At 61.0% G+C, this 22,222-nt stretch carries 20 protein-coding genes; 8 read left to right on the plus strand and 12 right to left on the minus strand.

What is annotated here, in order from left to right:
- Positions 1-146 precede the first annotated feature (146 nt).
- From gyrB to dnaA, 5 genes are all read right to left on the minus strand, one after another.
- On the minus strand, positions 147-2,144 hold the full coding sequence (gene gyrB / locus HMPREF3087_RS07960; protein ID WP_019174212.1) for a DNA topoisomerase (ATP-hydrolyzing) subunit B: 1,998 nt from the start codon (positions 2,142-2,144) through the stop codon (positions 147-149).
- 245 nt (positions 2,145-2,389) lie between these two features.
- Positions 2,390-2,896 carry a DciA family protein gene (locus HMPREF3087_RS07965; RefSeq protein WP_019174213.1) on the minus strand — a complete coding sequence of 169 codons (507 nt, stop codon included), beginning with the start codon at positions 2,894-2,896 and terminating at the stop codon, positions 2,390-2,392.
- Entirely contained in the window at positions 2,896-4,104 is a 1,209-nt protein-coding gene (recF, locus tag HMPREF3087_RS07970) for a DNA replication/repair protein RecF (RefSeq protein WP_070428724.1), read from the minus strand. The genes HMPREF3087_RS07965 and recF overlap by 1 nt, the downstream gene beginning before the upstream one ends.
- A 10-nt stretch (positions 4,105-4,114) precedes the next feature.
- Positions 4,115-5,260, minus strand: coding sequence for a DNA polymerase III subunit beta (gene dnaN / locus HMPREF3087_RS07975; RefSeq protein ID WP_176745021.1), 1,146 nt, complete (start codon positions 5,258-5,260; stop codon positions 4,115-4,117).
- A gap of 518 nt (positions 5,261-5,778) precedes the next feature.
- Entirely contained in the window at positions 5,779-7,317 is a 1,539-nt protein-coding gene (dnaA, locus tag HMPREF3087_RS07980) for a chromosomal replication initiator protein DnaA (RefSeq protein WP_070428725.1), read from the minus strand.
- A 473-nt stretch (positions 7,318-7,790) separates the two neighbouring features.
- Between dnaA and rpmH the strand changes: the two genes are divergently transcribed.
- From rpmH to HMPREF3087_RS08015, 8 genes are all read left to right on the plus strand, one after another.
- Positions 7,791-7,928 carry a 50S ribosomal protein L34 gene (gene rpmH, locus HMPREF3087_RS10410; RefSeq protein WP_081499682.1) on the plus strand — a complete coding sequence of 46 codons (138 nt, stop codon included), beginning with the start codon at positions 7,791-7,793 and terminating at the stop codon, positions 7,926-7,928.
- Position 7,929: 1 nt separating this feature from the next.
- Complete coding sequence (gene rnpA / locus HMPREF3087_RS07985) at positions 7,930-8,268, plus strand: ribonuclease P protein component (protein WP_061944961.1); 339 nt, start codon at positions 7,930-7,932, stop codon at positions 8,266-8,268.
- On the plus strand, positions 8,249-8,623 hold the full coding sequence (gene yidD / locus HMPREF3087_RS07990; RefSeq protein WP_061944485.1) for a membrane protein insertion efficiency factor YidD: 375 nt from the start codon (positions 8,249-8,251) through the stop codon (positions 8,621-8,623). The genes rnpA and yidD overlap by 20 nt, the downstream gene beginning before the upstream one ends.
- Before the next feature lie 23 nt (positions 8,624-8,646).
- Entirely contained in the window at positions 8,647-9,594 is a 948-nt protein-coding gene (gene yidC / locus HMPREF3087_RS07995; RefSeq protein ID WP_061944488.1) for a membrane protein insertase YidC, read from the plus strand.
- 6 nt (positions 9,595-9,600) lie between these two features.
- Positions 9,601-10,104, plus strand: coding sequence for a Jag family protein (locus HMPREF3087_RS08000; RefSeq protein ID WP_070428726.1), 504 nt, complete (start codon positions 9,601-9,603; stop codon positions 10,102-10,104).
- Entirely contained in the window at positions 10,101-10,724 is a 624-nt protein-coding gene (gene rsmG, locus HMPREF3087_RS08005; protein ID WP_070428727.1) for a 16S rRNA (guanine(527)-N(7))-methyltransferase RsmG, read from the plus strand. The genes HMPREF3087_RS08000 and rsmG overlap by 4 nt, the downstream gene beginning before the upstream one ends.
- Before the next feature lie 95 nt (positions 10,725-10,819).
- Complete coding sequence (locus HMPREF3087_RS08010; RefSeq protein WP_070424861.1) at positions 10,820-11,719, plus strand: ParA family protein; 900 nt, start codon at positions 10,820-10,822, stop codon at positions 11,717-11,719.
- Positions 11,712-12,860 (plus strand): ParB/RepB/Spo0J family partition protein, encoded by a 1,149-nt coding sequence (locus HMPREF3087_RS08015; protein ID WP_070424862.1) that lies wholly within the window; start codon positions 11,712-11,714, stop codon positions 12,858-12,860. The genes HMPREF3087_RS08010 and HMPREF3087_RS08015 overlap by 8 nt, the downstream gene beginning before the upstream one ends.
- A 101-nt stretch (positions 12,861-12,961) precedes the next feature.
- On the opposite strand, the gene HMPREF3087_RS08020 is transcribed toward HMPREF3087_RS08015, so the two are convergent.
- The 7 genes from HMPREF3087_RS08020 to HMPREF3087_RS08050 form a co-directional block, all read right to left on the minus strand.
- Positions 12,962-14,086 carry an N-acetylmuramoyl-L-alanine amidase gene (locus tag HMPREF3087_RS08020; protein ID WP_070428728.1) on the minus strand — a complete coding sequence of 375 codons (1,125 nt, stop codon included), beginning with the start codon at positions 14,084-14,086 and terminating at the stop codon, positions 12,962-12,964.
- A gap of 70 nt (positions 14,087-14,156) precedes the next feature.
- On the minus strand, positions 14,157-14,477 hold the full coding sequence (trxA, locus tag HMPREF3087_RS08025) for a thioredoxin (protein WP_019174225.1): 321 nt from the start codon (positions 14,475-14,477) through the stop codon (positions 14,157-14,159).
- A 2-nt stretch (positions 14,478-14,479) separates the two neighbouring features.
- A complete protein-coding gene (gene trxB, locus HMPREF3087_RS08030; protein WP_070428729.1) occupies positions 14,480-15,418 on the minus strand; it encodes a thioredoxin-disulfide reductase in 939 nt (312 codons plus the stop codon).
- Positions 15,419-15,537: 119 nt separating this feature from the next.
- Entirely contained in the window at positions 15,538-17,769 is a 2,232-nt protein-coding gene (locus tag HMPREF3087_RS08035) for a hypothetical protein (RefSeq protein WP_070428730.1), read from the minus strand.
- 53 nt (positions 17,770-17,822) lie between these two features.
- Positions 17,823-19,451, minus strand: coding sequence for a murein biosynthesis integral membrane protein MurJ (gene murJ / locus HMPREF3087_RS08040; RefSeq protein WP_083272098.1), 1,629 nt, complete (start codon positions 19,449-19,451; stop codon positions 17,823-17,825).
- Between the two features lie 17 nt (positions 19,452-19,468).
- A complete protein-coding gene (locus HMPREF3087_RS08045) occupies positions 19,469-21,733 on the minus strand; it encodes a DUF6049 family protein (protein ID WP_070428731.1) in 2,265 nt (754 codons plus the stop codon).
- A complete protein-coding gene (locus HMPREF3087_RS08050; RefSeq protein ID WP_019174230.1) occupies positions 21,730-22,215 on the minus strand; it encodes an NUDIX hydrolase in 486 nt (161 codons plus the stop codon). The genes HMPREF3087_RS08045 and HMPREF3087_RS08050 overlap by 4 nt, the downstream gene beginning before the upstream one ends.
- Positions 22,216-22,222: the final 7 nt, after the last annotated feature.

Consider the following 22,222-nt stretch of genomic DNA (forward strand, 5'->3'; position numbering starts at 1 on the left):
CGTCAACCGGGGGCTGTTCTTCAGGGTTTACGTTGTTGTTGTCTTCTTCGGCCACCTGACCGGATCCTCCGTTGATAGAAACCTAAGCGGATCTGTGTCGGAACTGCGCTGCCTTAAGCCCTTGTGCCCGGCAGCGCGTTCCGGCATCAGATGTCCAAGAAGCGGACGTCCTTGGCGTTTTCCTGGATGAAGCGCTTGCGCGATTCGACATCGTCACCCATGAGGATGGTGAAGATTTCGTCAGCCACGAGCGCGTCTTCGAGTTCAACCTGCTTGAGCAGACGGTTTTCGGGGTTCATCGTGGTTTCCCACAGTTCCTGGTAGTTCATTTCGCCCAGACCCTTGTAGCGCTGGATCGCAAGATCCTTCGGCAGGCGCTTGCCCGCGGCGCGGCCCTCGGTGAGCAGCTTGTCGCGTTCAGCGTCCGAATAGGCGAAGTCGTCGTCCGCGTTCGACCACTTGATGCGGTACAGCGGCGGGGTTGCCAGGTAGACGTAGCCGTTCTCAATGAGCGGCTTCATGTACCGGAAGATGAGAGTCAGCAGCAGCGTGGTGATGTGCTGACCGTCAACATCGGCGTCCGCCATGAGGATGATCTTGTGGTAGCGCAGCTTTTCAATGTCGAATTCGTCGCCGATTCCGGTGCCGAACGCCGTGATCATCGACTGGACTTCGTTGTTGCCCAGCGCGCGGTCCAGGCGGGCCTTCTCCACATTGAGGATCTTGCCTCGCAGCGGGAGGATCGCCTGAGTCAGCGGGTTGCGGCCCTGCACGGCCGAACCGCCTGCCGAGTCACCCTCGACGATGAACACTTCCGAGATCGTCGGGTCCTTCGACTGGTTGTCACGCAGCTTGCCGGGCATGCCGGAGGTTTCCAACAGACCCTTCCGCCGCGTCGCTTCACGCGCCTTGCGCGCAGCCAAGCGAGCCTGCGAAGCCTGCACGGCCTTGCGCACAACTTCACGGGCATTTGCGGGATTGGACTCCAGCCAGTGGGTCAGTTCGTCGCGCACAACGCGGCTGACGAAGTTGCGGGCCTCAGAATTGCCCAGCTTGGTCTTGGTCTGACCCTCAAACTGAGGTTCGCCCAGTTTGATCGACACGACCGCGGTGAGGCCTTCGCGGATGTCCTCACCGGTGAGGTTGGCGTCCTTTTCGCGCAGCAGCTTCTGTTCGCGCGCATAGGAGTTGAGCACCGAGGTCAGCGCTGTGCGGAAGCCCTCTTCGTGCGTACCGCCCTCGTGCGTGTTGATGGTGTTGGCGTAGGTGTGCACGCCCTCCTGGAAACCGGTGGTCCACTGCATGGCCACTTCCAGGGCGATTGCCTGTTCTTTGTCTTCGTGTTCAAAGGCGATGACGTCGTCGTGGACGGTTTCGCTCTTCTTGGCCGAATTGAGGTACGCAACGTAGTCCAGCAGGCCGTTGTCGTATTTGAAGACGACTTCGCGAGGCTTGAACTCTTCCGTTTCTTCGTCTTCCAGCTGGACGTCGTCATCATCGATTTCCTGCTGACGTTCATCAGTCAGCGTGATCTTGAGGCCCTTGTTGAGGAACGCCATCTGCTGGAAGCGCGCCCGCAGGGTCTCAAAGCTGAATTCGACGGTGTCGAAGATATCCGGGTCCGGCCAGAACGTGATGTCGGTGCCGGTGATATCGGTGTCTTCGCCTTCCACCACGTCCGAGGTGGGGACACCGCGTTCGTAGGACTGTCGCCACACCTTGCCGTCACGGCGGACAACCGCGTCCATGCGCAGCGAAAGCGCGTTGACGACGGACGAACCGACGCCGTGCAGACCACCGGAGACCGCGTATCCGCCGCCACCGAACTTACCGCCGGCGTGCAGAACCGTAAGCACCACTTCCAGAGTCGGTCGGCCTTCTGAGGGGTGCATAGCCACGGGGATTCCTCGCCCGTGGTCGACCACGCGCACGCCGCCGTCGGCGAGGATGGTCACTTCAATGCTGTCGTTGTAGCCGGCCAGGGCTTCGTCAACCGAGTTGTCGACGATTTCATAGACCAAGTGATGAAGACCGCGTTCGGATGTTGATCCGATGTACATGCCGGGCCGTTTGCGGACCGCTTCGAGCCCTTCGAGAACGGTGATATCACCGGCATCATAATGCGGTTGGTGGTCGTCGGCCATGGAACTCCTCGGATCAGTGCAGATTACCGTCCAAGTCTACAGCGTCCTGGCTGCAAACACCGCCTGATAGGCACATAACGGCCGTTTCTGCGCATTTTCAGATCTGCAGATGAGGGGCGGGCCGTCCACAGACCCCACAGCCGCCTGTACGGGCCGGCACAGGTTCGAGAACCTGCCGAAAACCGGGCAAAAACAGTCACGACCGCACTGGGGCGGCACCTCGTGCTTGGGCACGGGGCAGAAAATCACCCGTAGGTATCGCGCGGACCGCGGCCCGGCACGGACCGGCGGCCCTTCTTCCAGGACTTCTGCTTGGGGCCGATGATCTCGATGTCGTCGATGACCCGCCGGCCCAGTTCACGCTCCAGCCGATCCAGCAGCATGTCGCGCATAAGCCGCAGCTGAGTTGCCCACGTTGTCGATGACGCACGCACCGTGAGCTTCGGCGGTTCGCACAGTTCCGGAACACAGTGCTGAGCAACGTTCTCACCAACAAGCTCGGGCCATCTGCCCAGCAGCGACCCCACATCCATGGACGTGGTCCACCCGCGCGCCTTCGTCAGAGCCGACAGGTCAGCCGACAGCTTCTTGGGATCGCGCGGATCTTCACCCGCCCCCGAATACTGGGGTTCGCGAATCCCCTGCGGCACCCGACGCAGCGAACCGCTGTAGCGCGCCTGCACCGAACCCATGCGCCTGACCCGATCGAGTGCCTCGAGAGCAGCGTTCGAGACCGGCATCTTCTGGTTCATCAGCCCTGTCCTCCCGCCTGATCCCCTGCCGAGGTGCCTGCTGTCAGATCGATGATCTCACCTGTCAGGTTCTCCGGGATGTGTGCGGCGACAGCTGTTGTTATGAGGACCTGCTGAGCTTCCTGAATAATGTCGGCAAGTCTGCGGGTGCGACCCTCATCGAGTTCTGAGAAGACATCGTCCAACACCAGCACGGGTGAATCGTCGGGTTCATCCGGATTGGCCTGCAGCACCCTCCAGCTGGCCAGACGCAGAGCAAGTGCGAGCGACCAGCTTTCGCCGTGGCTGGCATAGCCCTTGGCCGGAGTGCCGCCGATGTGCAGATCGAGGTCATCACGCTGCGGACCGACGAGGGTCACTCCCCGCTCAATTTCAACCCTGCGACGCTTGGCCAGTTCATCGAGGATGAGGTCTTCCATCGCCTGCTGGGCACCTGGCAGGGAACGGTCAATCACCGAATAGTCAACGCGCGATGCGTAGGTCGCTGCCGCCGTGCGCCTTTCGAGGCGGGCGTCTTCAGCGAGTCTGGCGAAATCATCGGCCAGCGGTTCAGCCAGCCGGTCCAGAAGATCGAGCCGACCCGTCACCAGGGCTGCTGCGGCTCGGGCAAAAGCGTGATCCCAGATCTCGAGGGTCGCTTCGAGGCCCAAGCTGGCCCGCAATGGGTCATCTGCAGCGCCCGAACGCTCTTCGTACCGGGCTTTGCGCAGAGATTTCAGCAGCGCGTTGCGCTGTTTCAGAGCACGATCGAAGTCAGCGATGACAGCGGAATAGCGGGGAGTGAGCGCTACCAGCAGCTCATCGAGATAGGCGCGGCGCTCAGCGGGTTCGCCCTTGACCAAACCGAGGTCCTCCGGGGCGAACACGACCGCCGGCAGCAGACCTAAGAGTTCCCGCACCCGCACGGCCTGCTTGTTGATCCGCGCGGTGTTCGCACCCTTGGCCTTGATCGTGACTTCAACCCGCACCTGCCGCTTGCCCCGATGGGCCAGGGCAGACACAACGGCCCGCTCGCTACCGGTGTGCACAAGGGGGAAGTCGTTTGTCACACGGTGGCTGCGCAGAGTCGAAACGTAGCCGAGAGCCTCAACCAGGTTCGTCTTGCCCCAGCCGTTGGGGGCAAGGAAAACCGTCACCCCGGGGGCAAGTTCAAGATCAAGCCGCGAATAGGAGCGGAACTGGTCCAGAATCAGCCGACTGACCCACATGGGCCCGCCGTCAGAATCGCAGAATCGGCATGAGGAGGTAGCGGTACGACGTGTCTTCTTCGCCGTCAGCCTCGGTCATGCCCGAGATGACAACCGGTTTCTTCGGTTCGGTCAGCGAGAACCGCACAAAGGGAGTGTCGATCTGTGCGAGACCCTCGGCAATGTAGCCGGGGTTGAAGCCGGTCGTGATGTCTTCGCCCTCGATGGTCGCCGGCAGAGCTTCGGTCGCCTGGGCGTCATCACCGGCCCCGGCGCGCAGCACCAGCGAACCGTCGGCGAACTCAAACTTGATGGGGCTGTTGCGTTCGGCCACGAGCGATACACGGCGCACGGCTTCACGAAGAGCGCTCGTCTCCATGACGGCGGTGATCGCAACATCCTTGGGGAACAGCGAACGGACCTTCGGGTAGTCGCCTTCCACCAGCAGAGACGTGGTGACGCGGCCTTCAGATGAAAACGCCAGCATTTCCTTGCCGCCGGATTCGGCAAGGGCGATCTCGATGTCGCCGCTCATAGCCTTAGCGGCTTCGGCCATCGTCTTGCCTCGGACCAGGGCAACCGCTTCGACCTGCGGGTTGCGCGGGTTCCAGGTGAATTCGCGAACCGCCAGGCGGTAACGGTCAGTGGCCAGGAGGGTGACGCGGTCGCCTTCGATCTCAACCCGCATAGCGGTGAGGATCGGCAGGGTTTCGTCCTTCGACGTGGCGATGTTGACCTGACCGACAGCGGACTGGAAATCCGAAGCCGAAATGACACCCGTGGTTTCGGGAACCTCTGGAAGTGCGGGGTATTCCTCGACCGGCATGGTCATCAGAGCAAAGCGCGAAGATCCGCACGTCACGCTGAACTTGGTTCCATCGAGTTCGAACACAACAGGCTGCGGCGGAAGAGCGCGAGCAATGTCAGCAAGAAGGCGACCGGACACGAGGATGGTGCCCTCCACCTCGACATCCGCGGCAATGCGAGCGCGAGCCGAAACCTCGTAGTCAAAAACAGCCAGATCAACCGAGCCATCGGCATTAGCAGTGATGAGAAGACCGGTGAGAACCGGGACAGCGGGGCGCTGCGGAATCGACTTGGTCGTCCACGTTACGGCGTCGGCCAGGACATCGCGGTCCACTTTGAACTTCACGGACTGAGCAGCTTCAGCGTTCACATCTCTCCTGGTCGGTTCTTCCCGGCAAAGCCGAGGATTCCAGCCTTCATCGCCTGCGCACTAGTCGCAGCATAAGCAGAAAGCAACATTACACGCCGAGCGGGCTGGGAACAACGGCGGCCAGGAACTGTGACCACATGTCAGCGGCGTTATCGCAAAACTTCGCCTCGCAGCGGTCGAGAACCCTGTCGACATAAATGTCATTCGGAGCCTGGAAAAGCAATTGGCGGGTTCTCTCTTGAGTCTTTGAGTAAGTACAGACGCAGTAGTAGGCCCTGTGGAACCTGTGGAATTACATCGATGTCATCGAAAGTCTATGCGGCGAAGCGCCACACAGACCCCGTTGACAACTCTGTTCATGAATCGGCGGCCTTCCGTGGACGCCTGCTGGTTACATCGATGTGATTACACAGCCGTCCACGGACGCTCTGTCATCCCTCCAGAGGTTCGATAACAGAAAACCCCCGTTATCCACCGACTTTTCCACAAGTGTGGAATCACATTTCCCGCAGGAATTCCTACAGCCGGTGCTGCTGTTTGATGCGGTTTGTCAGCTCTGTGACCTGCGTATACAGCGCCCGACGCTCAGCCATCTGCGTTTTGATCTTCTTCACCGCGTGCATAACAGTCGTGTGGTCGCGCCCGCCGAAGGCCTGCCCGATCTTCGGCAGCGACAGATCCGTGAGCTCACGGCACAGGTACATGGCAATCTGCCGGGCAGTCGACAGTGTGCGCGAACGGCTGGTGCCCTTGAGATCCTCCAGGGTCAGGCTGAAGTACTGGGCGGTCTGGCCCATGATGTCGAGTGCTGTGATCTCCGGAGTGTCATCCTGCGTGATGAAGTCCTTGAGCACGGTTTCGGCAAGATCGACGTCAATGACCTGATCGTTCAGGTTCGAAAATGCCGTCACGCGAATCAGCGCGCCCTCAAGTTCACGAATATTCGACGACACGCGCGATGCAATGTACTCCAGAACGTCATCCGGAACATCGAGGTTCTCCCCCGTTGCCTTATTGCGCAGAATCGCAAAGCGGGTTTCGAGGTCCGGCGGCTGGACATCCGTCAGCAGACCCCACTCGAAGCGCGACCTCAGCCGCTCCTCGAAGCCGCTGAGCAGCTTCGGCGGCTGGTCCGAGGTGATGATGACCTGCTTCTGTTCGTTGTGCAGGGCGTTGAACGTGTGGAAGAACTCTTCGACGGTCGCGTCTTTGCCCTGCAGGAACTGGATGTCGTCAATCATGAGGATGTCGACTTCGCGGTAGCGCTTCTGGAAAGCCGGTCGCAGCGAATTAGACGTGGTCGACGAACCGATCGTGTTGATGAAGTCGTTGACGAACTCTTCCGAGCTGACGTATCGCACCCGCAGGTTGGGGAACAGCTGCATGGAGTAGTGGCCGATGGCGTGCAGCAGGTGGGTTTTGCCCAGTCCGGATTCGCCGTAGATGAACAGCGGGTTGTACGCCTTCGCCGGTGCTTCCGCCACGGCCAGCGCTGCCGCGTGGGCGAACCGGTTCGATGCCCCGATGACGAACGAGTCGAACGTGTACTTGGGGTTGAGATCCGCCGCTCCGCTGGCCGCCGCGGTGAAGCCGCTGTCCTCTTCTTCCGAGGCGGAACTCACGGCGGGTGCCGGTTCTGCCGGTGCCGCATGGTGCGGAACGGAAGGGATCGGGGCGGCTGCCGGGGGCTGGGAGCCGATTGGCGCCCGAGGTGCCGGTGCCGGGGGTGCTGCCGGTGCTGCGGAATCTGTGCTGTCGTCTTCGACAGGTTCGTTGTCACCGGGCAGTTCGAGGTTCTCGTCCAGAGCAATCGCAAAGGTCACGGACTTGCCCAGCGCCCGGGAGAATTCCTCTTGCAGGCGGTCCCGAAGGTCGACTTCCAGGGTTTTGCGCGTCAGGTCATTGCGCACCGACAGGACGATCAGTTCGTCACCGACAAGCGCCGTGGGAACCGCGAGTGCGAGGAAGCCCTTGTGACGGGCTTGAATTGCGGGATCGGCCATAAGGGCATTGAGAACCGCTTGCCAGATCTCCTGCAGTCGTGTCTTGTCGCTCATCGACCTTCCCAAGGTTTATCCACACATGTGAAATGAACTCCGAATCAGTCCCCATAGTTTTCCACAGAATGTGGAGCAAATCGATGTCGGGGGCCAAGATATGCACAATCGTGGACAACTTTGTGGATAACTACACGGATGTTATTTGTGGATCTGTCCGTGAACATCGTGTGAACGACTCCGTTAACTACATAAATGTAAGTTCAAAGTTCTCCACGGACGGCTGTGCACATTCCCTGTGATCCGCGACAACACGCGGATCGTGACCCCTCCACCGGTGCTGCACTCGTTTTGACCAAGGCGGGCAGAAGAGGCTAAGCTTGAGCGTCCTGTGTTTGTGGGCCCGTTTGAGTTGTGTGAACTTCCCCTTGGCCTGAAGGCGCAGGAAGCAAGACAGCCCCTGAAGCTTTCACAGGAAGATCTGCGCCAAACGCCTGATCTTCGGGCACAGACTGACCTAGACGGAGAAACAAGTGAGCAAGCGTACTTTCCAGCCCAACAACCGCAAGCGCGCCAAGACCCACGGCTTCCGCGCCCGTATGCGCACGCGTGCAGGCCGTTCTGTCCTCGCCGCTCGTCGCCGCAAGGGCCGCGCAAACCTTTCAGCCTGACGTGCTTCCGGCACGGAACCGCATCCGGCGCCCCGAAGACTTCAAGCGGATCTTCCGCTCAGGAAGAAAAGCGGGCAGCCAGACGCTGGTCGTCCATGCCGACCTCGATACTGCCCACGCCCCGCGCGTGGGCTTTATCGTCTCCAAAGCCGTAGGCAACGCCGTCACCCGCAACCTCGTCAAAAGGCGACTGCGCGCCATCAGCGCCGAACTCATCGACCAGCTGACCGGCGACTACGTCATACGCGCCCACCCCAAGGCAGCGCACTCCGACTACGCAGAGCTCAAAGACAGAGTCCAGACGGCACTGCAGCGCATCCATGCTGACCAAAGACTCTGAGCACACCCCGTCGTCCCTGCCCTCGGTGCCACACGACGGCAGCCGAATTCTGCACGGAATCCGGCTGGCACCTCGTATGCCATTCGTATGGCTCATGAGGCTGTACAGAAAACTCATCTCACCGCTCTACGGCGACAGGTGCAAGTACTACCCGTCGTGTTCGAAATACGCGCTCGACGCCTTTGAAGTCCAGGGTGCAGTCCGCGGCGCCATCGCAACCACGTGGCGCCTGCTGCGATGCAACCCCTTTTCACCCGGCGGCCTCGACTATGTGCCCGGGTCCTTCATGGAGAAGCAATCTCGCACTATGAAGGCCCGATCCGCGAAGGGTGGCACAATAGACACGGCCGACTGACCGCCAAGGAGAACGAAAACTTCATGGACACAATCCTGAAGCCCATTCAGTGGGTTATCGCGTGGATCCTCCGTCTGTTCCACGAGATCTTCACTGCCATCGGCATGCCCGCTGAAAACGGGTGGACGTGGGCAGTTGCGATCATCGCAATGACAATGCTCATTCGCGCGATCCTCATCCCTCTGTTCGTCTACCAGATCAAGGCGCAGCGCAAAATGCAGCTGCTCCAGCCGGACATGCAGCGGCTGCGTGAAAAGTACAAGGGCAAGCGCGACCAGTACTCGCGTCAGCAGATGGCCGAAGAACAGCAGGCCCTGTTCAAGAAGCACGGCACCAACCCGCTGGCCTCCTGCCTGCCGATGCTGGTTCAGATTCCAGTTTTCTTCTCGCTGTTCCGCGTCATCCACAACGTCCCGGACATCGCTGCCGGAAAGATGGGCGCCATCGGCGGCATGACGCAGCAGCTCGCGCAGCAGATGGACAATGCCACCATCTTCGGCATCTACCTGCGCGACACCTTCATGAGCGACGGCCTCGGTGTCAAGGTCCTCACCGCCGTCATGATCATCATCATGGCTGCCACGCAGTTCATTACGCAGAAGCAGATGATGTCCAAGAACATGTCTGCGCAGGCCATGGACAACCCGTTCATGCAGCAGCAGAAAATGCTTCTGTACCTGTTCCCCATCATCTTCGCCGTCGGCGGCATCTACTTCCCGCTGGGTGTGCTCATCTACTGGCTGGCCACCAACACCTGGACGATGGTTCAGCAGTTCATCGTCATCCGCAACATGCCGGCACCCGGATCCAAGGCTGAAAAGGAAATGCAGGCTCGCTACGCCAAGAAGGGCCGCGCACTGCCGAAGCACATGCAGCCCAAGGCTGAAGAGGAAGCACCGGTCAAGAAGGGCGGCCAGCGCCAACAGCCCATCAGCAAGAATCGTCAGAAGAAGAAGAAAAAGAAGAAGTGAGCGACGATGACTGACTCCACAGAAGACAAGAAGCCCACCCGCGCCGAACTTCTCGAAGAAGAAGGCGACATCGCCGCGGACTACCTCGAAGAGCTCCTCGACATTGTCGACCTCGACGGTGACATCGACATCGACGTCGTTGAAGGCCGCGCACAGGTCGCCATCATCCCGCCGGAAGACGACTCTGAAGTCGACATCCTCGTGGGCCGTGACGGCGACGTTCTCAACTCGCTGCAGGAACTCACCCGCCTCGCCGTGCAGACGGCCACTGGGCAGCGCTCGTGGCTCATGCTCGACATCAATGGGTTCCGCAACCGCCGCCGTGACCAGCTGAAGGAACTGGCGAACAAGAAGATCGACCAGGTCAAGGAAACCGGCGAATCCGTGGCCCTGAAGCCCATGAACTCCTTTGAACGCAAGGTCATTCACGACCAGGTTGCTCGTGCCGGACTGGTTTCGGAATCCGAAGACGAAGGACCCAAGCGCCACGTGGTCATCAGCCTGTCATGATCGAACCACTCCCCCAGGCCGCGGCAGAGGTCTTCGGCGACCGTCTGCCGCTGGCCGAGGCCTACGCTCAGCACCTGGCTACAACGGGCGTTGAATGGGGCCTCATCGGCCCGCGTGAACTCGATCGGCTGTGGACCCGGCACATCCTCAACTGTGCGGTTGTGAAAGAGCTGCTTGAGCCCGGTGACACAGTCGGCGACGTAGGCTCCGGTGCGGGGCTTCCCGGACTTGCCCTGGCCATTGCGTGCCCCGATGTTTCGTTCACTCTCATTGAGGCAATGGAACGTCGGGTTGATTGGCTCACGATGGTCGTGGATGACCTGGGCATCGACAACGTGCGCATTGTTCGTGCCCGGGCCGAAGAACTCGTGGACATCGAAATGTTCACTGCCGTCACCGCTCGTGCAGTGAAGGCACTCCCCCAGCTCATTGAGTGGTGCGCTCCGCTGCTGAGCCCTGAAGGACGTCTTCTTGCCATCAAGGGCGACCGCGCACAGGAAGAGATCTACAAGTCCAAGAAGGCAGTGAAAGCTCACCGTTGCCAGTCCCCCGTCATCAAGCACGTGGGCGAAGGAATCCTAGAACAGCCCACCCGTGTAGTCGAAGTCATTCGCCGCTGAGTGTTCGATTACTGTTCTATTCTTGCGCCGTGATGTTTCACGTGAAACGCGTAGAATAGGCAGTAATCAAAACCCACCGCGCGAATGGAGGGCGAATGCCTATCTTGGATGAGTCGACTCCCCTGGGTGCGGCAATTGCACGCGATAACCGCCGTGCAGCCCGTCTCTCAGAAACGACCTTCCCCAAACCGGACTCAACAAGAATCTTCACGGTCGCCAATCAAAAGGGCGGCGTGGGAAAGACGACGACAGCGGTCAACCTCGCAGCAGCCCTTGCCAAGCAGGGGCTGCAGGTGCTTGTCATCGATTCGGACCCTCAGGGCAATGCAAGTACTGCTCTCAACATTGAGCATTCGACCGATGTCCCCAGTATCTACGACGTCATCATCGACGACATGGATATGGCGGACACCGTGGCCTACTGCCCCGATTTCGAAACACTTGCCGTAGTTCCTGCAACCATCGACCTTGCGGGTGCTGAAATCGAATTGGTGTCAAAGGTCGCCCGCGAACAGCGACTGTCAGGTGCCCTGCAGGAGTATCTCAAGAAGCGTGAGGATGAAGGTTCTCGCGTTGACTACGTGTTCATTGACTGCCCGCCCAGCTTGGGACTCTTGACCGTCAACGCTTTCGTTGCTGCCAACGAAGTCATCATTCCCATCCAGTGTGAGTACTACGCTCTTGAAGGACTGAGCCAGCTGCTGAACAACATTCGGCTGATTCAGAAGCACCTCAACCCCTCACTGGAACTGACAACAATCCTGCTGACCATGTTCGACGGCCGCACGAACCTCAGCGCTCAAGTAGCTGAAGACGTGCGCAACCACTTCCCCAAGCAGGTCCTTAATACCCCTATCCCCCGCTCTGTGCGCGTATCCGAAGCGCCGAGTTATGGACAGACAGTCATCACCTATGATCCGAATTCTTCTGGAGCGCTGTCGTACCGTGAAGCCGCCGAAGAAATTGCAAACCGAGGAGTAGAGCACAATGAGTGAAGCACCGAAGTCGCGTCGTCGTGGCCTGGGGCGCGGAATCGGCGCGCTCATCCCGGATGTCGTCAGCGACGAACGACCAATTGACGTCTTCTTCACGGGTGAAGGCGAAAAGAAAGAGAATGTTTCACGTGAAACAAAGGTCGATCCGGCTGTAGGAATGAGGCAGTCGCGTACTAAGGCGAAGACTGCGAAGACCACTCCCCGATCAAAGACTGGGGCAAAGTCTGCAACACGTGCCACGAAGTCCCCGTCTACAGACACGAAGAAGAACACGGCGGCTGCAAAGAAGAATGTTTCACGTGAAACACAGCAGGATGTTTCACGTGAAACGGATCTGCAGAACGTTCCCGGTGCAGCATTTGGCCTGATTCCAGTCGAACAGATCGCGCCGAACCCCCGTCAGCCTCGCGATGTCTTTGATGAAGATGCCCTGGCAGAACTGGTTACTTCCATTAAAGAAGTAGGCGTTCTTCAGCCCGTAGTTGTGCGAGTGGTGGATGCGAAGAAACCGTCGTACCAGCTGATCATGGGTGAACGCCGGTTCCGCGCATCGCAGGAAGCCGGTCTCAAGGAGATTCCGGCAATCATCCGCGATGTTCGCGACGACGACCTGCTTCGCGATGCACTTCTTGAAAACCTTCACCGAGTTGATCTCAACCCGCTTGAAGAAGCCGCTGCCTATCAGCAGCTTCTTGAAGACTTCAAGTGCACGCAGGACGAGCTTTCGGAGCGCATTGGCCGTTCGCGCCCGCAGATCTCCAACACCCTGCGGCTCCTGAAGCTTCCCGGCTTGGTGCAGCGCCGTGTAGCTGCTGGTGTTCTGTCGCAGGGGCACGCCCGTGCTCTGTTGGGGTTGAACGATGCCGCGCATATGGAAGTTCTGGCACAGCGCATTGTGGCCGAAGGACTGTCTGTTCGTGCAACGGAAGAAGCCGTAGTCCTCATGAACAGGGGAGACGACAAGCCCGTTTCACGTGAAACATCGAAGCCAAACCCTGAACTCGAATCGATTGCTCGCACGATTGGCGACAAATTGGACACGCGAGTCAAGATTTCGATGGGGAAGCGCAAGGGCCGCATCAGCGTTGAATTCGCCGATGAAAAGGACTTGAAGCGTATTATCGACGCACTTGGAATGTAATGCCTTAGAACAAGGCAATAGAAAAGGCCGGCACCACACGGTGCCGGCCTTTTCTATTGCCTGTAAGCGCTTTTGCGGAGTCTTAGCGCTTTTGCGGAGTCTTAGGAGCGCGACGCCCACGGGACGTTACTCAAATCGAGTGTTCCCGTGTCGTAGTCGTTCTGTTCTGTGAGGAAAAGCCGCTGTACTGCAGCGACAATAGCTTCGGCAAGGTCTGCCCGGACGTCCGCGTCCTCGAGAAGAGCATGATCGTGCTCATTGCTGGCGTAGCCGGCAAGCACGTAGATCTTCGGAGTGTTCAAAACGCGCAGAGATTCCCATGACTTCGCGTGCGATCGGCAGTCCAGCAGGGGAGTGCGCGATGCAATTTCACGTGAAACAAGGTTTGCCAGTTCCCTGCCAACAGGGGAGAAAATCGACGGTGTCTTGGTAGATCCGAAGTAGTACGTGGCAACGCCGTTGGGCAGGGGAGAGGGGCTGTTGTCCTGTGCAATGGAAATCAGCGCCGATGCCCGGAGATCGTCTGCAATCCGCGGGTTGTCATTCGCTGCGTGTACGACAGCGGCACCCATGGCAGTGAGTCGACCGTCAACACGACGGGCAATGTCGTCGCTGATGCGACGCTCGAACTCAGCCTGTGCGGGAGTGAATTCCTGAGTGGGGAAGTGGCGGTATGACGCAGCTGATTCCAGAACAATGACCTGACCAGCCAGAGACGGGCCGAGGGACTTCACCCGTGCGCGCTCGGTCAGATTGAACAGGTTGCCGACTGCGTGGTCTCGGTGAACGTCGTTGAGAGCCTTGATGGTCTTCGGTCCGACCACGCCGTCGGGGTTCAGGCCCAGTTGCCGCTGGGCACTGCGCACGGCAGAATCCGTAGCGTCTTCGAACCGAAAGTTGATCCGCGCGGTGAGCAGACCGAGGTTTGCAAGACGTTTCTGCAGGTCAGCAACGTCATCACCTACCTGCGGGCGGCTGGGATCATATTTCAGAATGCGGTCGCCCAGGCGGAAGCGAGCCAGCTCGATTTCGTCAAGAGACTCCTTTCCCAGCACTCCGTCGACAACGATCCCGCGATCCTGCTGGAACTGACGCAGACCAGATTCGAACACATGATCGAATACGGTATCGTCTGCATCACCCACCTTGTAGCCCAAACGGCTCAGGTGGCCTTTGGTCACCGCGATGATGGGATCGCTGTTCCCGTGCGAAAAAAAGGTGTCCATAAATTCTTCCGATAACGTGCCAGGCGCCCAATGAGTTTACATTGGGCGCCTGAACAGTGATCTGTGAAGATCAGCCGATGAACTCGGCGAGCTCTTCTTCAAGCGCCGGCTTAGGCCGGGCGCCGACGATCTCCTTGACGACTTTGCCGTCCTTGAAGACATACATGGCGGGAATGCCGGTGATGCCGTACTCGGCGGCGGTCTTCATGTTGTCGTCCGTGTTGAGTTTGACGACCTTGAGTTTGTCGGCGTTCTCTTCGCCGATCTGGTCGACAATCGGGCCAACCTGGCGGCAGGGGCCGCACCACGGGGCCCAGAAGTCGACAAGGACGGGCTTGTCGTGCTTGAGGACTTCCGCCTCGAAATCGGCGTCAGTGACTTCTTGAGACATGATTACTCCTTATCGGCGCGGTCGGCCAGATACTTTTCAGCGTCGAGGGCTGCTGCACAGCCCGATCCGGCTGCTGTGACGGCCTGACGGTACACCGAGTCTACGACGTCGCCGGCAGCGAAGACACCTTCGATGCTGGTGCGCGACGACCGTCCGTCGACCTTGATGTAGCCGTTGTCGTGCAGGTCGAGCTGATCCTTGAACAGGGTTGTGCGGGGGTCGGAGCCGATTGCGACGAACAGGCCGGTGACGTCGAGTGCGGACTCCGAACCGTTGGCGGTGCTGCGCACGGTGACTCCGGTGAGCTTGTCGTCGCCGTGCACTGCGGAGACTTCGGCGTCGAGCAGGAATTCGATCTTGGGGTCACTCTCGGCCCGTTTGACCATTGCGTGTGATGCGCTGAAGCCCTGACGGCGGTGGATGAGGGTGACCTTTGAAGCGAAGCGCGACAGGAAGGTTGCTTCTTCCATTGCGGAATCGCCGCCGCCAACCACCGCGATGTGCTGGTCCTTGAAGAAGAAGCCATCGCAGGTTGCACACCAGCTGACGCCCTTGCCGGTGAGTGCCTTTTCGTTGTCCAGGCCCAATTCGCGGTAAGCCGAACCAGTCGCGAGGATGACGGCCTCAGCTGTGAACTCTTCGCCCATTTCGGTGGTCAGGCGGTGTGCGCCGGGGGAGAAGTCGATGGTCTTGACATCGTCGTACATGACTTCCGCTCCAAAGCGCTCAGCCTGCTGACGCATGTTCTCCATGAGGTCTGGGCCGAGGATGCCTTCGGGGAAACCGGGGAAGTTCTCGACGTCAGTGGTGTTCATCAGTTCACCGCCGGCGGTGACTGAGCCGGCGATGATGAGCGGTTCGAATCCGGCGCGGGCGGCATAGACGCCGGCGGTGTATCCGGCTGGTCCGGAGCCCACGATGATGAGCTTCTTATTGGTCACGGGTGTTCTCCTTGGAAGCGCTGCTCCGGCTTAGCTGCCGGCGGTTATCTTCTTTTGGGTCAACGATGGTGTTTGGGGTGTTATTCCTGTGCTGTGGAGTACCGCCTGCGAGGCCGGTCTCAGTTTTCTTCTGCGTAGGCGGTGATGCGGCTGAAGGCCGCCCTGGAATTGCCTTCGTAGGTGGGCAGTTCGGTGATCCACACGTAGAAGCTGTCGGCTTCGACGGGTTTGTCGAATTCGACTTCGGTCTTCTTGCCGAATTCGCCGGTGCCGATGGTTTTGGCGTCTTCGGGGTCGTCGCCCACCCGGATTTCGTAGGAACCGCCCTTGGCTTTGGAGTCGAGTACGACTTTGGTGAGCTTCTGTTCGCCTTCCAGAGTCAGTTCGAGGCCGAGGCCGTCTTTGAGTCCGCCGAATTCGGGCGTGTTGTAGCGGTCGGAGGTCCATTCGCCCTTCTTTTTGAGGACGTTCTTGGCTGCCGCGTTGTTTTCCGTTCCATCGCCTTGCGGGTCGAGTGGTTTGGCCTTGGTGATCTTCACCTTGACCGGTTCAGCTGCTTCCTGCGTTTCGGCGGGTGCCGGTGTGCTGGTTTCGGGTGCCGGCTGTGGGGTCGCAGTGTCGGTGTCGCCGCCGCCGGCCTGATACATCCAGATGATTGCGATCACCAGCACGATGATGCCGGCGGTGATGAGCGCGAGTGCCGTGTAGACCGGTCCGCGCCCCTTCTTTGAACGCTTGGTTTGGCTGTTCTGGGCTTTCTCAGCTGCCGAGGTGCCGGCTGCGGAACCGCTGGCAGTGCTGCGGACTGCGGCACTGCTGGCCGCAGCACCAGCTGCCGCCGAGGTGCCGCCGGCTGCCGCGGCGCCGGCTCCTGCCGCTGTGCGTTTGGTTTGGTTGGGTGCCGGTGTGGCCGCTGGGGCGCTTTTGACGATGGGTGCCTGCGGTCGCGCTTCAGCCGGCTGCTGGGCCGGCTGGTTGTCTGTCGCCTGGGCGCGTTCTGCTGCCTGTGCTTCTTCGGCGCGCTGGCGGGCGTGTTCGCGTAGGCGGCGTTCGTGATCGTATTCGGCGCGCTGACGCGCGTATTCCTGTTCGCGGGTTTGGAACATTCCACCCAGGAACCATGAACCGTCGCCGTCGTCCGCGGCGGGTTCTTCGGGTTCGTGGACGATGGGCATGGCCTGCGTGGTGGGGTCTGATTCGTCACGGCGCATGATGGGCGCGGTGAGGTTGGGATCGTGCGCGCTGACGGTGCTTGGCGTCGAGTCTTCGGCGGTCCATTCGGGTTTGCCGCTCAGCTGGTCGGGCGACAGCGGGAAGCGGGTGGCTTTCGCCATTTTCATGCGGTCGTCATAGGGGGTGACGCCGCTTCCGCTGACGCCGGCGGCGGCGCCGGAAACTCCGGGGCGCACAAGCCCGATGCGGGCCCAGGCGTTGGCCATCTGGGCGTCGGATGCGCTGGCTTCCGGTGCGACTTCGTCGGGTTCTGGGTGTGTGGGGCCGGCGCTTTCGGCGAACAGTTCGCTTTCTGTGCGGGACAGCTGCGGCAGTTCGGTCAGAAGGCCTGTGTCCCATTCGCCCAGGTAGCGAACGATTTCGCTGGGGGAGCGGGGGCCGGGGTCGGTGCCGCCGACAACCCCGGAGAGGAATACTTCGAGGTCATCGGAAAGGTCGTTCGTGAAAGCGCCGACGGGTGTGATGCGGCGGTTTTTGCGTCCGGCTGCGGGAAGGCCGGCCCGGCCGTGGTCGTCGGGCCAGTGGCCGGTGATTGCGGCGTAGAAGATATTGATGATGTCCAGGGCGTCACGGCGGGCAGCGCGGCTGGACGTGAGCATGTCGATTTCGAGGCCTTCGACGGCGTCGGCGACTGCCGCGTCAATGCCGACTCCGCGGATGATGACTTCGCCTTCGGGGGTGACCGCAACGGATTCGGGGCCGAGCATCAGGTGGTGCAGGCCGCGTTTGTCGGCATGGGTGAGTGCTGTGGCGACTTCGCCGACGACGGCTGTTGCCTGGTCGACCGTGAGGGGTCCGCCCGCGAGCATTTTCGACAGCGGGGTGCCGCCGGTGCGTTCGCACACGATGTACACAAGGTCGTCCTGCATGCCGACATCTGTGATGGCGGGGATGCGCGGATCAGCCAGCAGGGCGGCGCGGTTGGCGGTGCTGAAGAGGCCGGCCGCGGTGTCTTCACGGGCGGTGTAGACGATGACGGGGGTGTCGAGGACAGCGTCGAGGCCGAGGTTGACCTGGCCTGCTTCTGGGTGGTCGGGAAGCCAGGGTCGGAGCACTTCAGATATGACGTAGCGGTCGGCGATGACTGTGCCGCGGTCTGCGCTTGTCAGCTGTCCCACCTCCCGTGTGTTCTGTGGTTTTTGATTCTAACCGCCATTGTCTGAAAAGAAGATCAGCGGCCGAGTTTGGCCCGGACCGTGGTTATGAGTGAGCGGAGTTCCGGAACGCGCAGGGCCCAGCAGATGCCGAAGTAGATGATCAGCATGATCATGCCGATGCCGGCCGCGGTGATGAACGCGGTTGCGCGGCTTGCCCAGAAGTCGCCCAGTCGGCTCAGCAGGAATGCGCCGATGACACCGGATAGGGCAGCTGCCACGGCGAATTTGAGGTGAGCGAACACGATCCGCTTGCCGCCGAGGTTGCCGATCTTCCTGTGCAGCAGGATGAACGACAGCAGCATTGCGATGGTGTAGCCGGTGCTCATTGACAGGCCGATGCCGGCAACGATCAGGTGGCGGGGCAGGAAGAGGGCGGAAAGGATCACGCCGATGGAGGTCAGCACCACTTGGGGCAGGTTGATCCAGAACGGGGTTTTGGCGTCTTCGTAGGCGTAGAACACCCGCTGCAGCAGGTAGTTGGCGCTGAAGGGGACCAGTCCGATGATCATGGCGATGATGACCAGGCTGAGCGCTCGGGCCTGTTCGAAGCCCGCCCCGCCGACGACCATGGCGGCAGGCCCGGCGAGTGCGATGAAGGCTGCCGTGAAGAACATGTTGACCAGGCCGACGAGGTTCACCCCGGTGCGGAAGCTGTCTTTCACGGCGGCGGTGTCGTCGGCTGCAGCGTACTTTGACAGCGGTGTGAAGAGTGCCGTTGCGAGCGATACCGCGACGAGTGAGTGCGGCAGCATGAAGATCAGGTAGGAGATTGTGTACGCGGCGTTTGAGGCGCTGACTTCACCGCCTTGGGATGTGCCCAGCGCAGCCGCGCGCGAAATCACGAGGAAGCCCAGCTGACCCACGACCAGCGCACCGAAGGTCCACCCGGCAACACGCGCGGCTGTGCCGAGCCCGACGCCTCGGAAGTTGAAGCGGGGCGTGTAGCGGAAGCCCATTCGCTTCAGCGGCCAGAGGAGGATGAGCGCCTGCGAGACCACGCCGAGTGTTGCGGAGCCGGCGAGCACGACGATCATGGGCCCGGTCCATTCGCCCACGGGGTGCTGGCCTTCGGAGCCGGGGCCGAACATCCAGATGAACACGATCAGCCCGGCAATTGCTACGACATTGTTCAAAACCGGCGCCCACATGTAGGGCCCGAAGGACGAATTGGCGTTGAGCACTTGGCCGAGCATTGTGTATAGGCCGTAGAAGAACAGCTGCGGCAGGCACCAGAAGGCGAAGGCGACGGCCAGTGAGGTCTGTTCGGCCGACCACGTGGATGACGAGTACAGCCAGATGAGCACCGGGGCGGCCGCGGTGGCGATGATGGTGAGGCCGCCCAGCAGAAGGATGGACAGCGTCAGCAGTCTGTCGGTGTAGTCCTTGCCGCCGTCGGGCTGTTCTGCCGCGCGGACGATCTGCGGGACGAGGACGGCGTTGAGCACGCCGCCGGCCAGAAGCATGTAGAGGTTGTTGGGGATTTTGTTGGCAACGTCGAAGGCGTCGGCGGCACCGCCGATCGTGACGCCGATGGCCACGGTGAGCAGCATGGTCTTGGCCAGGCCGAGGATGCGGGAGACGAGCGTGCCGGCTCCCATGATCGCTGAGGATTTGGCGAATGATGCTGCTTTTGATGTGCTCACAAAACTCCTCAGGGGGACTAGTCGTTTTGGCTTTCTGCGCGCGCCATGGCCGCTTCGAGTTGGCTTTGGGGGATCTTGGGTCGGCCGCGGCGGACGGAGAAGTACAGGCCGACGACGAACACGATGGCCAGGCCGGTGCCGACGATGGCGGTGCCGATGTTCTCCCAGTCGGCGCGGACGCGCACGAGCATTTCTTCGTCGGTGGGGATTGTTGTGCCGTCTGCTGCGATGAGGTTGATGCGGCTGAGCACGTCGGCGTTGGCGATGCCTTTGACGGGGACGGTGAAGCGGGCGTGTTCGCCCGGCCCGATTGTCTGGGCGGGGGAGGTTTCGGCCTGCAGCTGCGCTGTTTGGGGGCGCAGGTTGACCGAAAGCTTGGCTGGGCGGGTCGAGTTGTTGTGCACCGTGATCGGGATTGTGGTCGATTCGCCGGTGACCAGCAGGACGGTTGATCCCTTTTCGATTCCGATTCGTCCGCCGAAGCCCTCGGCGGCTTTTGAGGCGCTTTCAACGCATTCGCCGAGTTCCTTCTGCTGGTTCTGCCAGCCGACGGATGCGCAGGTCAGGAGCATGCGCGAATCGGCGGTGCGGGCTTCCGTGGGGTTGGTGAACAGCGAATCGAAGACGCCGATGTCTGTGTACATCCCGGGCAGGGGCGCCAGAGTGGTGGCGGGCAGGGTTGTCTTCTGCGCGGTGACGAACGCTCCGCGGTCGGACTCTTCGCTTTTCTCCAGCTGGGGCAGGCTGATGGGGTCGAGCCACGGGAGGTCTGTCGGCATTCCCGCAAGGTCCGCCCAGTCGGCTTCAGCCGTGCGGCGGGGAAGGCTCATAAGGATAGAGCGCTGGTCGAAGGGCCGTTCCGAGGTGATGGCCGCGGTCAGTGCGATGGTGCGGCTGATGTCTTCGGCCGACCTGGGGGAGTGGGCGCTGTCCTTTGCCTGGGTTTCGGATTCATCGCCGTCAGCTTCGCCGGGTGTGTCGTCGCCGGTCCGCGTTGCCTGGGTGATGCCGAGAGCTTCGTTGAGGTCGCGGTTGGTGACGAGCACCGGGATGTTGGACCCGACATCGTCAGCGGTGATGAGGGCCCGGGCGTTCGATGTGTACGAAGTTTCTGCTGGCAGCTGGTCTTCGCTCAGCAGCAGGGCGTCGTGCCCGGTCGAGTGGAAGGTGTCGAGGTGTTTGCTGTCGGCTCCTGCCGCTGCCGGCCAGGAGTAGCGCAGAATTCTGCCGCTGCCTTCGAGTTCGGGAACCGCTTCTGTGATCTGGCGAGAGGCGGCTTGTGCCGTTTCGGCCAGCTTGTCTTCGCCCACGGCGCGGATGCTGCGCAGGTCGGCGTCAGCGTAGGGCAGCGGGATGATGTCGTGTTTGGTGAGCTCTTCCCGGAATTCGTCCCAAAACGCTTCGAGTTCTTTGTAGCTGCCCGGTTTCGACTCGCTCTCTTCATCTGAGTCGGGCGCTTCTGTTTCCTCTGGGGCCTGTTGGGTTTCCAGAGTGCTGCTGATGCTGACCACCAGGCGCGGATCGAGGGCGATCGCGGCATCCGGGGCTTTTTTCATAGCGTCGAGCAGGTCGCGGAGTTCTCCGCCCGCGGCGGCTTTTTCGAGGTCTTGGGGGACGTACTTTCCGTCGAGGCCGAACCGGGTGATGGTCGCGGGGATGATCACCCCGAGCTTGGTGTGGTCGATTTTCGGGTTGGGGTACCACGTTGTGTAGGCCGTTGTCGGTTCCCCGAAGGGCCCGGCTTCTGTTGTGACGGCAACGCGGATGCCGCGCGCACCCCACGTGGACAGCGGCTTTTTGGCTGACAGGCCCAGCTTTGCGGCGGGAATGGTCACGCTGAAGCGGGCCGTGCTGTTGGCTTTGATGGTCCCCGGCAGGGGGGCTGCTGTGATGGCGTCATCGCCGTCTTCTGGTTTGAAGCCCGGGGCGATTGTCGTCAGCGTCCTGTGGGGATTGGCTCTGTCTGCCCACGCGTTGACGGAGTCGGTGGAGTTGAGAATCTGGGTGGACATACCCACCTGCAGCGTGGGCTTCTTCAGTTCCGCATCACCGCTGCGCACGTTCCCGCTGATGGACAGGGTGCCCTTGTCATCCAGCCACGGGGTGATCGAGGTGATCTCGACACCGGGCTTCTGGGCGGGGGCGCTGTCTTTTTCTTCTGCCGAGGCGGAGCTCTGCTCCTGTGCCGGCTGGGCGTGCGCTGGGGTGGGCAGGGGCGTGGTTCCCAGCAGGACTGTCAGTGCCGCGGCAGCTGCTGCGGCGATCGGGCGGATGATCTTCATGACGGGTATCGCAGGAGTCGGCTGGCGGCGAGCGCGATGCGGCGTTCGTTGGCGAATGACAGTCGTTCGCCAAGATCAGCGTAGGGGACCCACTCGGCTGCCACCGCCTCGTGATCGGGGTCGTTTTCGACGGTCAGTTCCCCGCCTACTGCGCGCAGCAGGAAGTGGTGGACGACCTTGTGGATGCGGAACCCGGCTGCGGAGAACCAGTAGTCGACGCTGCCTAAGGGTGCGATGACTTTGCCTTCTATGCCGGTTTCTTCCGCGACTTCGCGGCGGGCGGCCTGGGCGGGTGTTTCGCCTGCTTCCAGGTGGCCCTTCGGCAGACACCATTCGAGTCTGCCGGCGCGGTTGATGCGGGCGATGACCGCGACTTCGCGGCCGGGGGAGGAAAAATCGACCACGAGCCCGCCGGCGGAGGTTTCCTCCACAGCCTGCGAGCGAACCGGGAAGGGGCCCGGTTTGGGAAGCGGTCGAATCATGGGATCT

Source organism: Brevibacterium sp. HMSC22B09, assembly GCF_001806795.1.
Lineage (GTDB): Bacteria > Actinomycetota > Actinomycetes > Actinomycetales > Brevibacteriaceae > Brevibacterium > Brevibacterium ravenspurgense.